We start from the raw sequence: 13818 nt of genomic DNA, 5'->3' as shown, positions 1-13818 counted from the left end.
TATCCTTTAACTATGATAATTATCAGCCTTTAAGGTACGTAAATCTGATTAATATCATTTTTATTAGAAAACCGCAAATCTATCTTTATAGGCATATTTAGTACTACATCTATGACACAATCACTGAGAATAGTAGAAAGAACAAAAGCTTTTTTTACCGAAATTGGCGACTTGTCTTATTTTTCACTTCGTTTTTTCAAAGAAGTATTCACCAGACCTTTTGAATTTCAAGAATTATTGCGCCAATGCTATCATATAGGTAACCGATCTTTATTATTAGTTGGTGTTACCGGTTTTATTTTGGGCTTAGTATTTACACTACAATCCAGACCTACGTTAATGGAATTTGGGGCTGAATCCTGGATGCCTTCTATGGTAGGCATCTCTATTGTAAGAGAAATTGGACCTGTAATTACTGCATTAATTTGCGCAGGGCGAATTGGTTCTGGGATAGGTGCAGAATTAGGATCTATGAAGGTTACTGAACAAATTGATGCTATGGAAGTATCTGGAACAAACCCTTTTAAATATCTCGTTGTGACACGCATAACAGCTACGACACTAATGCTTCCACTGCTCATTATTTTTGGAGATGCTATTGCCTTATTTGGATCGGCTATCATAGAAAACATAAAAGGTGCGGTATCCTATCAACTGTATTTTAACCAGGTTTTTGATGCAATAAAATTCAGTGATATCATTCCTGCAACCATAAAATCATTCTTTTTTGGTTTTGCTATTGGGCTTGTGGGATGTTATAAAGGATATCATTGCAAAAAAGGAACTGCCGGCGTTGGAGAAGCATCTAATTCTGCAGTTGTTTATACGTCTATGTTGTTATTTGTGATTGACTTTATAGCGGTATTTGTATCAGATATTTTTTTTGAAATCTAACCTGATGAAAAACACCACAGACATATCACCCGTTTTAGAACTCAATGAATTACGAAAAAGCTTTGGCGATAATCACGTATTGAATGGTTTTAGTTTGCAACTATTTGAAGGAGAAAACCTAGTGGTGATGGGTAAATCGGGTTCGGGAAAATCTGTGATGATTAAATGTCTTGTGGGTTTAATGCAAGCTGATAGTGGAAGTATTAGAATTAAAGGTCAAGACATTACTATTTTAGGCCAAACTGAATTAGATCTATTACGCACGGAAATTGGATTTTTATTTCAAGGAAGCGCTTTATACGATTCAATGACCGTTAGAGAAAATCTGGAGTTTCCATTACGCAGACATAAGGAAAAACTAAAAATGAAAGAGACCACAGAGGCTTTGATCATTGAAGCATTAGAAAATGTAGGTCTAGCAGATGCTATAGATTTAATGCCGGCAGAACTTTCTGGTGGCATGCAAAGACGCGTGGCTTTAGCAAGAGCCCTTATTTTGAAACCTAAAATTATTCTATATGATGAACCTACCACAGGATTAGATCCTATAACTGCAAAAGAAATCATACAACTGATGCGTAACATTCAGGAAAAGTATGGTACATCATCCTTGATCATTACTCACGATGTAGACTGCGCTCGTGTGATTTCTAACAGAATCATTTTATTAGTAGATGGGATTAATTATGCACAAGGCACATATAAAGAGTTATCGCAATCAGATGACTTTCAGATAAAAGCTTTTTTTAAGCATTAGAGAACAAAGAAAATTAGTCATTATGCAAAAATCAATTTCACAAAAATTAAAATTAGGTGTTTTTACAGTTTTGGGAACATTATTATTGGTAACAGCACTTTATTTCGTTGGAAATCGGCAGAATTTATTTGGCAGAAGTATAAAACTTACATCTCAATTTACTAATGTAAATGGTTTACAACTGGGTAATAATGTTCGCTATTCTGGGATTGATGTTGGGACCGTAACTAAAATTCAGATGATAAGTGATTCTAAAATTATGGTAGAAATGATTATCCAGGAAAATATTAGAGAACATATTAAAAAAGATGCTGTCGCTACTATTGGTTCTGATGGATTGGTTGGTAATATGATTGTAAATATTATTCCCAGGGAGAGTAAATTACCATCCGTGATTTCTGGAGATACTATACAGTCATATAGTAGAATCGGTTCTGATGATATGCTTACTACATTGAACGTTACCAATGAAAATGCAGCTCTTCTGACCGCTGACTTATTAAAAATAACTACAGAAATTATTAAAGGTAAAGGAACACTAGGATTATTGATCAATGATTCAACGATGGCACAAGACCTAAAACAGACAATCTTTCAACTAAAAAAAACAAGTACTGGGGCATCAAAAGCCATTAATGAACTAAATGATATTATTTCATCTATTAACAAAAATGAAAGTGTTGCTGGTGTTCTGCTAACGGATAGTATATCTGGTCAAAAAATGAAGACGATCGTCGATAATTTACAACAATCCAGTGTAGATATAGGAGCAGTAACTAGAAATCTTGATTCGGTTTTAAAGGGAGTTGTTTCTGGAAAAGGTGCTTTGCATTATTTAACAGAAGATCAATCCTTAGTTAAGAATATAGATGCTACAATGAATAATATAAAAGAGGGAACAGATCGATTTAATCAAAATATGGAAGCGCTGAAACACAATTTCTTCTTCAGAGGATATTTCAAGAAACTAGAAAAAGGAGAAAAGAAAAAGAAGAATTAACCTAAAATCCTTGATATGAAAATTGAACATCTAGAAGAACGGGTAAATGATTATAGAACTTCTATTAAAATAGTTGTAGACAAAAGATTACTTTGGAAAACAAAAACCAAAGTATTTCTTCTTAAAACCCTAAAAACCATTGTAAAACTATATGATATTGGATGGAAGGTTCAGGAATTGAGCTGGATTCATAATAATGAGGCAGTTAATATTACTTTTGATTCTTTTCCTGAAGAATTGATGGATTGTACCAACCAGATACCTGCATTTCAGTTTTTGCCAGGCGGCGCATTAATCTTCTCTCAATCGTATAATGGGGATATCTACATTTTTATGCTATTTCCTGAGATTGAGAATACACCCCAGGAAAGCAATGTGATAGAATTAGGTATATACGCTCCGGAAATGATAACAGAAAAAGTAATTACAGAAAAAGTAGATGAATTTCTAAAACAAATGATCCAATGGGAAGTACCTTCTGCTAAAAAAAAGGTTGGGTATTAATGATTGCTCCTAAAAGATATTTATCACGCTAAAAAAGCAACAAACAGGTTATCAATAACTAATGCCTGATATTTTATAATCTACAATAGTTGCTTTAAAATATTCAAATTTTCGTTCTTTGAGATTCCAAATCGCAGTCATTGAATCTGGAATCAACAATCCATCATAATTTTTATATGTTCCAATTTCTCCAATAAAATTTTCTAGTGTAAAATTTCTATACCTTTTCGTTTCAAAACGATCTATGAGTCCATTCTTATTAAAAAAGAAAACACCATCTAGCGTAAGATCTCCTTTCACCATTATTACTTTTACGCTTTTAGCATCTATTATTTCCCAAAAAATATCAGGATCCAAAAACCCAATTGGAAACCATATCAACTCTCCCAAATATCTTCCTAAAGAGCTTTGATCTGCCTCTAAACCCGAAATTTGAGTTACATTTTTTAGGCCCAAAAAACTAACTTTCACCTCGCCTTTAGCGTTTATACTCTTATCTCTAATAAGCATTGGTAAACTTTTTGCTTTCCATATAAATCCAGGGTTAGTAGAAGACATATATTGAGTTGCCGTAAACTCTAACCAACTTTTATCAGGATTATTTCTAATTCTTCCCTTCTGATTGAATACTACATTACAGTGTTTTAATTTCCCCACTACTCCAACTTTAATTAGATAGTTTTTTATTAAATCAGGAAGTGTATCTAAATCTTCTAATAAAATCTTATCATCGGATTTTATGTTAGCATCAAAAAAAACTTCTTTTTCTTTTTCCACATTACTGTTAAATAATGAAATCCCAGCTATACTAACTAATGTCAGTAATATTACAATTCCAAAAACAATCGCTAAGACCATTTTAATCACTTTTTTCATTAGCACCTATTTTAGTTAAAGATATAGTCAGATATATTCAATCCAAATGAGGAAAATCATATATGCTCCAACGCACTGATTATAGACCTGACAGGTTTCCAAAACCTGTCAGGTCTGGTAATTAACATAATACATATCAATTAGTTATTAGATTAATTTACTGATTTATGTCATTTTTATTTTGGGTCTAATGTTATAGTTTCATTACAAAATATCACAAGTCATGAAAACTATTCTATATGCCACAGATTACACGGATCATTCTTTATCAGCTTTGCAGTATGCGTATGATCTTAGTACCAGAATAAAAGCACAATTGATTATACTTCACGTATTTGATATCCCTTCATTTCCAGGTACTACGATCATAAGTCCATTAAGTAAAACTGTAAAAAGAGCGTATGCGGAACAAAATTCTATCATAAAAACCTATTGCGCTAAGCATCTGGGAGATGATTTTGAAGATAATAATGTAAAAACCTCAGTGATCAAGCATATGTCCGTTGTAGATGGGATTTTAGAAAAAGGAAAAAGCTTGTCTACGGATATGATTATTATTGGAATAAAGGACGAAAACAGTACACGCGGATTGCTAGAAGGAGATATTGCAAAAACATTGATTACAAAAGCTCCTTGCCCTCTTCTGGTAATTCCTGATAATAGTAGTGCTAAACAAATAAAGAACTTGGTATATGCTACTGATTTTGAAGAAAGAGACATCTTTGCAATTGAAAAATTAGCGCATCTGGCATCTCCTTTTGACGCAGAAATCCACATTGTTCATATTTCCACAAAAGACACAGAAGAAGAGGAAAACAAAATGGCTTGGTTTAAAGAAATGGTAGAACAAAATGTAGATTATCCTAATCTGGATTTTGACAATTTGATATCGGATAGTATTTACGATAAATTAAACACCTATCTAAAAGATAAAAAAGCAGATCTTGTATCTTTACTGGAGCGTGAAGACAAAGGGTTATTCAAAAAACTATTTCATAGAGACTTGGTAAAAAAGGTAGAATCGCATACATCAATTCCTTTATTGAGTTTTAATTCTTAGAGAATTATCGTTATAATTAGATCTTACTTTTTTAGCATTTGTATATCCGATTCCAAAATTCGACCATCACCCATTTCTATGATTCGATCGGTTTTGTTTGCAAAATCAAGATCGTGTGTCACCACTAACAATGAAAGTCCTTGCTCGTCGCTCAATTGTTTGAAAATATTAAAAACATTATCAGAATTATAGCTATCAAGATTCCCCGTAGGTTCATCACCCATAATAATCGATGGTTTGTTTATTAAAGCTCTCGCAATAGCCACTCGTTGTTTTTCTCCTCCTGATACTCTGGAAGCTCTTTTTTTTGCCAAATGATCTATCTCTAAAATTCGTAGTTTTTCTATAGCATCGTGTTCGATTTCCTGCAGTGTTTTTTCTCCTAATTTTTTCGCGGGTAGCATTACATTTTCTAATACTGAGAATTCGGATAACAGATAATGAAACTGAAATACAAAACCAATATGCTTGTTTCTGATATAAGAAAGATACTCTCTTTCCTGTCTGGTAACAAGTTCATTGTTAAGGTACAATTCACCTTCATAATCTGTATCCATTGTAGATAATATATAAAGCAAGGTAGATTTACCACATCCAGATTTTCCCATGATCGAAGCAAACTCTCCCTCACGTACCTTGAAACTAATATCCTTAAGCACATGAAAAAGCACCGGATTTTTAAAATACTTATTGATATTCTTTGCCTCGAGAACTGTTTCCATCACATCTATTTATTGCCCCCTTATGATTCTAACTGGATCTATTTTTTTTGCTTTTCTGGAAGGTAAATACCCAGCTAAAAACGTCGAAATCATAGCAAATGTGATTCCAATAACATAGAACCATGGATTATGATTAATAGGATACGTCTCTACTGTAGGTAATGCTTCTGTCTGAAAAGGAACCTGATCAATAGCATTGGATAATATAAAACCAATTAGCAAACCTAAAATTCCGCCAACAACACCAATAATCATAGCCTGGCTCATAAAGATTAGCTGTACATCCTTACCAGAAAACCCAGTCGCTTTTAGGATAGCAATATCATTCATCTTCTCATAAATAAGCATATTAAGGATATTATAAATCCCAAATCCTGCCACAATTAACAACGTAATCGATACCGCGTAGGTAATTAAATTTCTGATCGTTGTACCCGTCTCAAACTGTGCATTAGCGGTATTAATATCGATTGCTTTGAGTTTAAACTGCTGTTCGATTTTCTTTGCTAAAGGAACAGCTTTATCGATGTTATATAGTTTTACATTGATATTGGTTATATAATTCTCAGCTTCTCCTAAAATTCGTTGCACCGTTTTTATATTCGTAAAACTCTGAATATTATCAATGTCTGCGATACCACTTTGGAATATCCCAACAATTTTAAGCGGAAAAACATCTCCTTTTATTGGGCTTATCTGAACCCTATCTCCAATATCCAGAGACATTTTATCTGCAATTCCCGAACCTAACAAAATACCATTTTCATTATTTTTTAGATCTTGGGGTTCTCCTTTTACGATATAGTCTTTAAAATTAAAAAGTTCTACCTCTTTCATGATATCGATTCCGGTAATATTGCCTCCTATTTCAATAGATCCTGCTATGTAAAAAGCTTGTGTTTTAATTTGAGGAATCGCACCTCGCACTTCGGGATCTTTATTCAAATAATTGATTATCGGAAGCACATTATGGATGCGCTTCTGACTTTGTTTCGGTTTGATAGAATGTACAATATTAAGTGTATTCTGAAATTCATCATACAGATCAACAGGCTGTTTTTCTGAAGGTTCTATTTCGTTATAAATATGAATGTGTGGTGTTTGATTAAGAATCAGATCATCTAACATTCCGTTAAGTCCTGTCATAAAACAAACCAGTGTAATATATGCGCCGATACCGAATGTCACTCCAAGTGCCGCAGTAGCTGTTTGCTTGATTTTGGTAATCAAATGTGTTTTGGCAATATTCAATATAACTTTCCAGTTGACCATCAATTCGATTTATAAATCCAAGTTTCTTCAGTAATTCCGGATATAATTTCTACGCTATCCATGCTTTGCAATCCGATTTCAATCTCAACGATCCCGTTTTCTGTTTTCACTTTAGAATCATCAATTACATATTGTTTTGGAATCGTTAGCACTTGTTTTTTATTCGCAATTATGATATTTGCCTCGCCGGATAAACCTGGATACAATACTTCAGGGCTTTCATCAAAAAGAGCTCCTACCATAAAAGTTTGGTTTCTTTCATCTTTTTTGGGGTATATTTTGCTGACTTTTGCTGTAAAAACCTTCCCATTATATGCATCAAGTGTTATAATGACTTTCTGACCTTTCTTTAATTGTACAATATCCACCTCATCCACCAACATTTCGATTAAAAAAACCGTTGCACTACCAATAGAAGCAATTGGTTCTTGCGTATTGACAATTTCTCCAGGGTTTTTATATAATGCATATACTTTTCCATTAATCTTACTATTAACTGTGAAATCTTTGGTAGTAGTCAATGAAGTTTTATAATTATTTTCTGCTTGTTTAAGTTGTGTTTTTAGTTCGTCCTTAGTTCTATCATATTTATTCTTTAAAAGGTCTAAAGATTTTGCAGAAAGCTCATATGTCAGTTTTCTGGTATCATATTCTACTTTAGAACCGATCTGTTGATCCCATAGATTCTTCTGGCGACAATAATTTATTGAATCATTGGTCATTTTAAGCGCCGCAGATTTAATTTCATCTTTGATTCCATTAAGAATTGCAGCATTTCCATTATAATTTTTCTGAGCAAGTTCTAACGATAGTTTCGCATTTTCGGTATTTAATTTTGGATTACTATTAATAATCTGTAATAATGGAGTTTCTTTTGCTACGACATCCCCTTCTTCGACTAAATTTTTATCCAAAATACCCTGTACCACTGCATGCACCTGATACAAACTATCCGGTTGAATAGTAACCGAAGAATATACACATTCTGTAATATCGCTAATTGATGGTTGAATCTTTTGATCCTTATCCTCACAAGAAATCAGAATAGAACAAAACAAGAACGTTATTACGAGCCTATGCATGATTTTATTTTTATTCAAATTTCATTGAAAACACTGTATTTAGGAATGACATTTATCATATTTAAAAACAAAGAGAGTTTCTATTTTTGAGGTAGATTTAAAATGATATAATAATGACAATAAACATTCAATTCGTACAAATGCCAACAAGCGAATACATGGAGGGTTATGTACAGGAAAAATTAGAAAAATTATATAAAAAATATGATTGGATTATCAAATCGGATGTGTTTTTTAAGAAAGAAAAAGACCCCAAAGGAAACGGAAAAATCTGTGATATGGAATTGAGTTTACCCGGTCCTAAAATATATGCAACCTCCAATGAAAAAAATTACGAGTTAGCTGTTAAAGAAACTCTTAGTGATCTGGAGAAACAACTCAAAAAAAGAAAACAGGAAATGAAACCTTATATTTAAAGTTAAAAAATCTAAAAACTGATATTTGTCATATTTAATGATCACCAAACGAGCTACTTTCGTATGGTAGTTAAATAATAGTTCTTTAGTATAATGATTAGTTAAAAAACAGGTTATTTTATTGTAGCAATATGATAAAAACCCTTAGAAGATATTAGAGATATTTTCAAACTGTATGGTAAGCTCTAGAATCACTTTAGTAATGAGGTGTCGTTTTAGGATTCAATTATAGTTTGATCATATTCTTAATATCTTTTATGAAACAGGGATACTTCGGCATCTCTTTTTCTATCTTTCATAGCAAAAGAACAGGTTGCTATTGTTGCAAGACAGCAGCAACTTAAACGGAGAAATTGACGACATTCTTTCAGGAAAATAACCTGATTTCGATATTTAGTAATAAATGGAACATTGAAGGTAATCGTATCGAAAAATAGAATTAATTTCTTTGTTGGAAACAGGTAAGTTTACGCTTACCTGTTTCTGTTTTTATAAAAAATATCTAGAAGCTTAATTACAAGTCTCATCCGTGATATTTATCATTTCATTTTACTCTAAAAACAATTACATTGATCTAGCTTATCAAATCATTAAACACTCTAGAAATGAAATATTATCTTAATAAATCCCTTAAAAACACAACTTTCGAAAAAGCCATTGCAAGAGTTACACATGAACTTAAAAATGAAGGCTTTGGAGTTTTAACAGAAATAGACATGAAAGCTACATTAAAGAAAAAACTGAATGTCGATTTTTATAATTATATGATTTTGGGAGCTTGTAATCCTCCTTTTGCTTATGAAGCACTACAAGCAGAGGATAAAATTGGTACTATGCTTCCCTGTAATGTGATTGTGCAGGAAAAAGAAAAGGGAACAATAGAAATATCAGCAGTAGATCCTGCAGCCTCTATGGTTTCTGTAGAGAATAAAAATTTAGCTGGAATAGCTAAAGAAATAAAAGGCAAGCTAAAAAGAGTCATAAAAAATTTAGACTAAAAAACATTTCCTATTAATATACCCTTGTTGTATCCCTGCTTCTAGTACTTCTACTTCTTGTTGTATTATTGGTTCTTGTTCCTCGATTTCTGGTTGTCGTACTTCTACTCCTTGTGGTTCTGCTTCTGTTATATCTACTTCTATTATCTCTATGATAACTTCGGATATTATCGCCATAATAATCCCGTATTCTTACATAACGCGATCTTCTTAAGTTAATGTTATTATATCTAGGAGGAAGTACACTAACCGTTATCCACATGCCATTATCCAGATATCTATAATTTCTTAAAGATAAATCATAATAAATCATATAATCAGGAAAATATACATAACGCACCATTTCTACCCTGTTAGGATAAAACCAAGGCGGTGGTGGAGTATCGGATCTTGATGAGATAATAACCGGCCCACAACTTTCTAATACAAATAAACTTGCTACTATAAGGAATCCTATATAAAACTTATATTTTTTCATCTTTTCTGAATTTGTTTACTACTTTCAAGTTAAGTCAGAATAGAGCAAATACCAATGACATTCGTCACTGATGTATAAGTACGAAGAAGATTATAAAAGTTGGTATATTTCTATATTATTTTTGTTGTTTCGATTTTCCAAAACCGTAAATAAGTTGACCAAAAAAGCTTTTAGGCACTTTCTCTTCTCCTGGAAAACCAATTTCAATAGTACCACTATCTTCGGGGATATAATTCGTTTTGAAAACATAATCCCAAAGACTCAAACTAATACCGAAATTCACCCCATAAGAATCTTTAGGTAACACATACGAATGATGATATAGATGCATTACTGGGTTATTAAGAATATACTTTAGTGGTCCCCACGTAATCTTAATATTGGCGTGATTAAAATGACCTATCGCTATCGCCAAAAAATGTACTATATAGGCTTGTTCCGGTTCAAAGCCACCCAGAATCATCACTCCAATCGTTTTTAAGGGTTTATAGAATATATTTTCCATCCAGTGGTAACGCAAATGCGCAGCAAACCCCATTTCTTTAACAGAATGATGAATCTTATGAAATTTCCAAAGGAATGGATATTTATGTAACAGCACATGCGTAAACCATTGTACGAAATCCAATATGATAAAAAAGACAATCAATTGGGCCCATTTTGGTAAAGCTGATATATCAATAACCGTTAAACTTTTTGCCGAAATTCCTACATCACCAAAAAACACTCCTAATAATTGATAAAAACCACTAATTACAATCGCGAAAACGAAAAAATTAAAAAACATATAAAACCCATCTAACCAAAAGTCTTTTCTAAAAATGGATTGTTCTTTTCTCCAGGGAAATGCTATTTCTAATCCCCAAACAAACAAGGAAATTACTATAAGACCCCAAAAATAATTGGTATACCAAGGAACATCGAATACGATGGAGCTCCAGGTCCATTCAATATTATTCATAAAAGCATCTGTAAATGCTTTGATATACTTTTCCATAACTATCTTTTTATTGTTGTTACACTATCTTGTTCATAAGGTAGCTCATCAAAATAGCTCCATTCTACCCATGAACCATCATAGTTTTTTACGTTTTTGTACCCGAGCAACTCAGTTAGCACAAAGGTAGTATGCGCTGATCGAACACCACTGTGACAATACGTAATTATCGCATCGTTTTTTGACACTGCCATTCTACTGTATATCTGTTCTAATTGATCAAAAGATTTAAACTTTTGTGTTCCATTATAATCAATCGCCACAGCCCAATCAATTAGTATACTATTAGGAATCTTGCCTGCTTTAGTTGCTCCAATTTTTTGTCTTTCTCCACTAAACTCTTCCATATTTCGGGTATCTAGAATAATATGATTTTTACCTGAAGTAAGTATATTGTTAGTCTCCTCTTTACCAATCCATAATCTAAAGGAACCATCCTCTGGAAGTTTAAAATTTGATGTAATAGTAGATACTTTTTCATCATTAGTAGGTCCTTCTACTTTTTTCCAAGCTTTCAAACCACCATTTAACAGTTTTACAGATTCAAAATCATAATTCTTTAATACCCACCATAAACGAGCTGCATCACAGGCCCCTCGATCATCATATAGTATCAATGTGTCCTTATTAGTAATTCCTAATTTACTAAATAATGCTTCAATTTGTTGCCTTTTGGCCATCATCCCTTTATAAGGGTACGATTTATCTTCAATATCAGTTCGCCAAATATTTATAGCACCACTAATATGTTCTTTATTGTAGTTCTGTTCTTTCCTGAAATCTATTACTTTTATATTTTCCTTTTCCAAGAGTGAAAACAACTCTTCTGCTTCAATAAGATGTTCCGAACTATAATACCTTTTTGTATTGATTTCAATTTCAGGAGTAAATTTTTCCTGAATTTTTTCTTTAGATTTATTACAAGAAAGTATAAATACTCCTAACATAATAATTATACTATTCCTGTAAATCATACCATTCTATATTGGTTAATATTTCTCTTCTTCCTTTTTTACCAGGAGGATAATTGGTAACAAGATAGCTCACTATAATGTCTTCATTCCCTCCAAGATCCCAAAGGTTTTGTGTTTCCTGCATCCATCGTATCGTAGCGATCCATCTTTCTTTATTCATTCGATTTTGTATGACCAGTTTTGATGAATGACAATTAGTACAATTGTTCACTACTTCCATCAACCCTTCTGCTTCAATTAATCCCGTTCTTAGATGTATTCCATTCTCTATTCTTTCCTCATCTTCCTCAGTTAGTATATATAATGATTCTGGTGTAGTTTTCTTAAACACTGATAATGTGGGATCTGTAATTAAATAAATTCCTGTAACGGTAACCAATCCAACCATAGAAAAAACGATTACCATAAGCCGATAAATGATTTTGGCTTGATATCTAAATTGCTCTTCTTTCTCCATTTACTTAACTTTTACAGCAATACGATGACAAGCATTATTAAGATATCCTTTTGGGTTCCAACCGGGTAAAATCATTGGTTGACTTCCTCTTCTTGTATCTGTTGCTCTCGCCCATACTTCATAATACCCTTTCTTTGGAAAGTCAACTGTAGCCGAAAAATGCTGCCACGCTAATCGATTGGCTGGTTTTTCTACAGAACATTTCATCCAGGTACTCCCAAAATCAATAGAGTATTCCATTTTAGCCACTTCTAGTTCTCCTGCCCAGGCATGTCCTCTAATCTTCAATTTTTTCCCTTTATTAATTATTGCTCCTGATTTGGGATAGGTTATTAATGATTTCACTGGCATAGATTCTATAATGCACATATCCTCATCCTTTACCTTTTCACCTGGTGCAACAGGATTACAGGGAACTCGATATGCAGTGCCTGTCATTTTAGTGCCGTCATGTATTTTATCCCGAATGCTGATGCTGTTTACCCATTTACCTGAAACCGAAGCTGGCCATCCACCCGCTACTAATCGTAGTGGGTATCCATGAGCCAACGGAATATCCTCTCCATTCATCTTAAACGCCAATAATGTTTCATCCTGTAGCGCTTTTCTCATAGGCGCACCACGTGATATTGGTTCCTTATCAGGATCTCCACTCAAATGTCTATCAGCAGCATGATATCCAATATAAACAGCAGTATCTTTTATACCTGCATCCTCCAAGACATCTCTTAACCTAACTCCTGTCCATTCTGCACAAGACACTGCGCCAACAGTCCATTGATTTCCTTTTGCAGGAGGATCAAATTCACTACGTCCATTACCTCCACATTCTAGGGTAAGTTGATATGTATATTGTTTGAATTTTGACTTCAATTCAGAAAGTGTATATATTTTCTTCTGTTTTACAGATTCTCCGTCAATGGTAAGCGTCCAACTATTTACATCAATATTTTCGGGAATGAGACCATTATTTCTAACAAACATATATTTATTAGGTGTGACCTTATCATCCAATAAATGAGCTTTAGCCTCAATATTCCATGGCTTATCATTAAGAACGACCATCTCTTTATCTTTGCCGAAAAGCTTAAATGGATCTGGATCCTGATGTAGCAGAGGTTCATATCCTTTAGGCATTACATCAGCAAAAACTATATGTACTCCAGCGATTGCAGCCGATACACCCAAAGCTGCTTTCTTAACAAAATCTCGTCTTTCCATTTTGAATAAAATACAAATTAGTGCTTAAAATCTTTAAATTTAGACTTTTTTAAAGCTTGTTTCGGTAACAAAAGTTACAATAATAGATTTTAAGAAATAACAGATAGATT

Annotated in this window: 16 protein-coding genes; 7 read left to right on the top strand and 9 right to left on the bottom strand. The window is 33.0% G+C overall.

All coding sequences use genetic code 11. The annotated features are described in order from the left end of the window. Positions 1-111: 111 nt before the first annotated feature. From Q0975_RS23280 to Q0975_RS23265, 4 genes are read left to right on the top strand one after another with little or no spacing between them, the layout of a single operon-like run. A complete protein-coding gene (locus Q0975_RS23280) occupies positions 112-894 on the top strand; it encodes an ABC transporter permease (RefSeq protein ID WP_299441464.1) in 783 nt (260 codons plus the stop codon). A gap of 4 nt (positions 895-898) precedes the next feature. After that, a complete protein-coding gene (locus Q0975_RS23275) occupies positions 899-1651 on the top strand; it encodes an ATP-binding cassette domain-containing protein (protein WP_299441461.1) in 753 nt (250 codons plus the stop codon). A gap of 22 nt (positions 1652-1673) precedes the next feature. Continuing rightward, positions 1674-2651, top strand: coding sequence for an MlaD family protein (locus Q0975_RS23270; RefSeq protein WP_299441458.1), 978 nt, complete (start codon positions 1674-1676; stop codon positions 2649-2651). A 15-nt stretch (positions 2652-2666) separates the two neighbouring features. Continuing rightward, positions 2667-3155, top strand: a complete 489-nt coding sequence (locus tag Q0975_RS23265; protein ID WP_299441455.1) for a hypothetical protein — start codon at positions 2667-2669, stop codon at positions 3153-3155. A gap of 51 nt (positions 3156-3206) precedes the next feature. On the opposite strand, the gene Q0975_RS23260 is transcribed toward Q0975_RS23265, so the two are convergent. Further along, the gene (locus Q0975_RS23260; RefSeq protein WP_299441452.1) at positions 3207-4031 is read right to left on the bottom strand and encodes a DUF6544 family protein; all 825 of its coding nucleotides are present in this window, start codon (positions 4029-4031) and stop codon (positions 3207-3209) included. Between the two features lie 223 nt (positions 4032-4254). Here Q0975_RS23260 and Q0975_RS23255 point away from each other — a divergent pair, with 223 nt between their 5' ends. After that, the gene (locus tag Q0975_RS23255; RefSeq protein WP_299441449.1) at positions 4255-5091 is read left to right on the top strand and encodes a universal stress protein; all 837 of its coding nucleotides are present in this window, start codon (positions 4255-4257) and stop codon (positions 5089-5091) included. 23 nt (positions 5092-5114) lie between these two features. Here Q0975_RS23255 and Q0975_RS23250 read toward each other — a convergent pair whose 3' ends face one another. Genes Q0975_RS23250 through Q0975_RS23240 form a run of 3 tightly spaced genes read right to left on the bottom strand, consistent with a single transcriptional unit; the run spans position 5115 to position 8167 of the window. Then, a complete protein-coding gene (locus tag Q0975_RS23250) occupies positions 5115-5813 on the bottom strand; it encodes an ABC transporter ATP-binding protein (RefSeq protein WP_299441446.1) in 699 nt (232 codons plus the stop codon). A 9-nt stretch (positions 5814-5822) separates the two neighbouring features. Continuing rightward, positions 5823-7085 carry an FtsX-like permease family protein gene (locus tag Q0975_RS23245; protein WP_299441443.1) on the bottom strand — a complete coding sequence of 421 codons (1263 nt, stop codon included), beginning with the start codon at positions 7083-7085 and terminating at the stop codon, positions 5823-5825. Beyond that, positions 7085-8167 carry an HlyD family efflux transporter periplasmic adaptor subunit gene (locus Q0975_RS23240; protein WP_299441440.1) on the bottom strand — a complete coding sequence of 361 codons (1083 nt, stop codon included), beginning with the start codon at positions 8165-8167 and terminating at the stop codon, positions 7085-7087. The genes Q0975_RS23245 and Q0975_RS23240 overlap by 1 nt, the downstream gene beginning before the upstream one ends. Before the next feature lie 113 nt (positions 8168-8280). Between Q0975_RS23240 and raiA the strand changes: the two genes are divergently transcribed. Continuing rightward, positions 8281-8583 (top strand): ribosome-associated translation inhibitor RaiA, encoded by a 303-nt coding sequence (gene raiA, locus Q0975_RS23235; protein ID WP_299441438.1) that lies wholly within the window; start codon positions 8281-8283, stop codon positions 8581-8583. A 605-nt stretch (positions 8584-9188) separates the two neighbouring features. Continuing rightward, positions 9189-9581: a DUF302 domain-containing protein gene (locus Q0975_RS23230; RefSeq protein ID WP_299441435.1), complete on the top strand. Its 393-nt coding sequence runs from the start codon at positions 9189-9191 to the stop codon at positions 9579-9581. Positions 9582-9594: 13 nt separating this feature from the next. Here the strand turns inward: Q0975_RS23230 and Q0975_RS23225 are convergent, their stop codons facing one another. From Q0975_RS23225 to Q0975_RS23205, 5 genes are all read right to left on the bottom strand, one after another. Then, positions 9595-10059 (bottom strand): hypothetical protein, encoded by a 465-nt coding sequence (locus Q0975_RS23225; RefSeq protein WP_299441432.1) that lies wholly within the window; start codon positions 10057-10059, stop codon positions 9595-9597. Between the two features lie 115 nt (positions 10060-10174). Next, the gene (locus Q0975_RS23220) at positions 10175-11056 is read right to left on the bottom strand and encodes a sterol desaturase family protein (RefSeq protein WP_299441429.1); all 882 of its coding nucleotides are present in this window, start codon (positions 11054-11056) and stop codon (positions 10175-10177) included. Positions 11057-11058: 2 nt separating this feature from the next. Next, entirely contained in the window at positions 11059-12003 is a 945-nt protein-coding gene (locus tag Q0975_RS23215) for a sulfurtransferase (protein WP_299441426.1), read from the bottom strand. 10 nt (positions 12004-12013) lie between these two features. Further along, positions 12014-12487: a monoheme cytochrome C gene (locus Q0975_RS23210; protein WP_299441423.1), complete on the bottom strand. Its 474-nt coding sequence runs from the start codon at positions 12485-12487 to the stop codon at positions 12014-12016. Beyond that, positions 12488-13708, bottom strand: coding sequence for a sulfite oxidase (locus Q0975_RS23205; RefSeq protein WP_299441421.1), 1221 nt, complete (start codon positions 13706-13708; stop codon positions 12488-12490). Positions 13709-13818: the final 110 nt, after the last annotated feature.

The sequence above is a fragment of the uncultured Aquimarina sp. genome, from assembly GCF_947500065.1.
Classification (GTDB): Bacteria; Bacteroidota; Bacteroidia; order Flavobacteriales; family Flavobacteriaceae; genus Aquimarina.
The sequence above is the reverse complement of the archived record's forward strand: the minus strand, read 5'-3'. Positions and strand labels throughout refer to the sequence as shown.

Excerpts from the sequence above, each read along its gene's own strand:
- Q0975_RS23280 (WP_299441464.1), top strand. The coding sequence starts at position 112 with ATGACACAATCACTGAGAATAGTAGAAAGAACAAAAGCTTTTTTTACC.
- Q0975_RS23275 (WP_299441461.1), top strand. The coding sequence starts at position 899 with ATGAAAAACACCACAGACATATCACCCGTTTTAGAACTCAATGAATTA.
- Q0975_RS23270 (WP_299441458.1), top strand. The coding sequence starts at position 1,674 with ATGCAAAAATCAATTTCACAAAAATTAAAATTAGGTGTTTTTACAGTT.
- Q0975_RS23265 (WP_299441455.1), top strand. The coding sequence starts at position 2,667 with ATGAAAATTGAACATCTAGAAGAACGGGTAAATGATTATAGAACTTCT.
- Q0975_RS23260 (WP_299441452.1), bottom strand. The coding sequence starts at position 4,031 with ATGAAAAAAGTGATTAAAATGGTCTTAGCGATTGTTTTTGGAATTGTA.
- Q0975_RS23255 (WP_299441449.1), top strand. The coding sequence starts at position 4,255 with ATGAAAACTATTCTATATGCCACAGATTACACGGATCATTCTTTATCA.
- Q0975_RS23250 (WP_299441446.1), bottom strand. The coding sequence starts at position 5,813 with ATGGAAACAGTTCTCGAGGCAAAGAATATCAATAAGTATTTTAAAAAT.
- Q0975_RS23245 (WP_299441443.1), bottom strand. The coding sequence starts at position 7,085 with ATGGTCAACTGGAAAGTTATATTGAATATTGCCAAAACACATTTGATT.
- Q0975_RS23240 (WP_299441440.1), bottom strand. The coding sequence starts at position 8,167 with ATGCATAGGCTCGTAATAACGTTCTTGTTTTGTTCTATTCTGATTTCT.
- raiA (WP_299441438.1), top strand. The coding sequence starts at position 8,281 with ATGACAATAAACATTCAATTCGTACAAATGCCAACAAGCGAATACATG.
- Q0975_RS23230 (WP_299441435.1), top strand. The coding sequence starts at position 9,189 with ATGAAATATTATCTTAATAAATCCCTTAAAAACACAACTTTCGAAAAA.
- Q0975_RS23225 (WP_299441432.1), bottom strand. The coding sequence starts at position 10,059 with ATGAAAAAATATAAGTTTTATATAGGATTCCTTATAGTAGCAAGTTTA.
- Q0975_RS23220 (WP_299441429.1), bottom strand. The coding sequence starts at position 11,056 with ATGGAAAAGTATATCAAAGCATTTACAGATGCTTTTATGAATAATATT.
- Q0975_RS23215 (WP_299441426.1), bottom strand. The coding sequence starts at position 12,003 with ATGTTAGGAGTATTTATACTTTCTTGTAATAAATCTAAAGAAAAAATT.
- Q0975_RS23210 (WP_299441423.1), bottom strand. The coding sequence starts at position 12,487 with ATGGAGAAAGAAGAGCAATTTAGATATCAAGCCAAAATCATTTATCGG.
- Q0975_RS23205 (WP_299441421.1), bottom strand. The coding sequence starts at position 13,708 with ATGGAAAGACGAGATTTTGTTAAGAAAGCAGCTTTGGGTGTATCGGCT.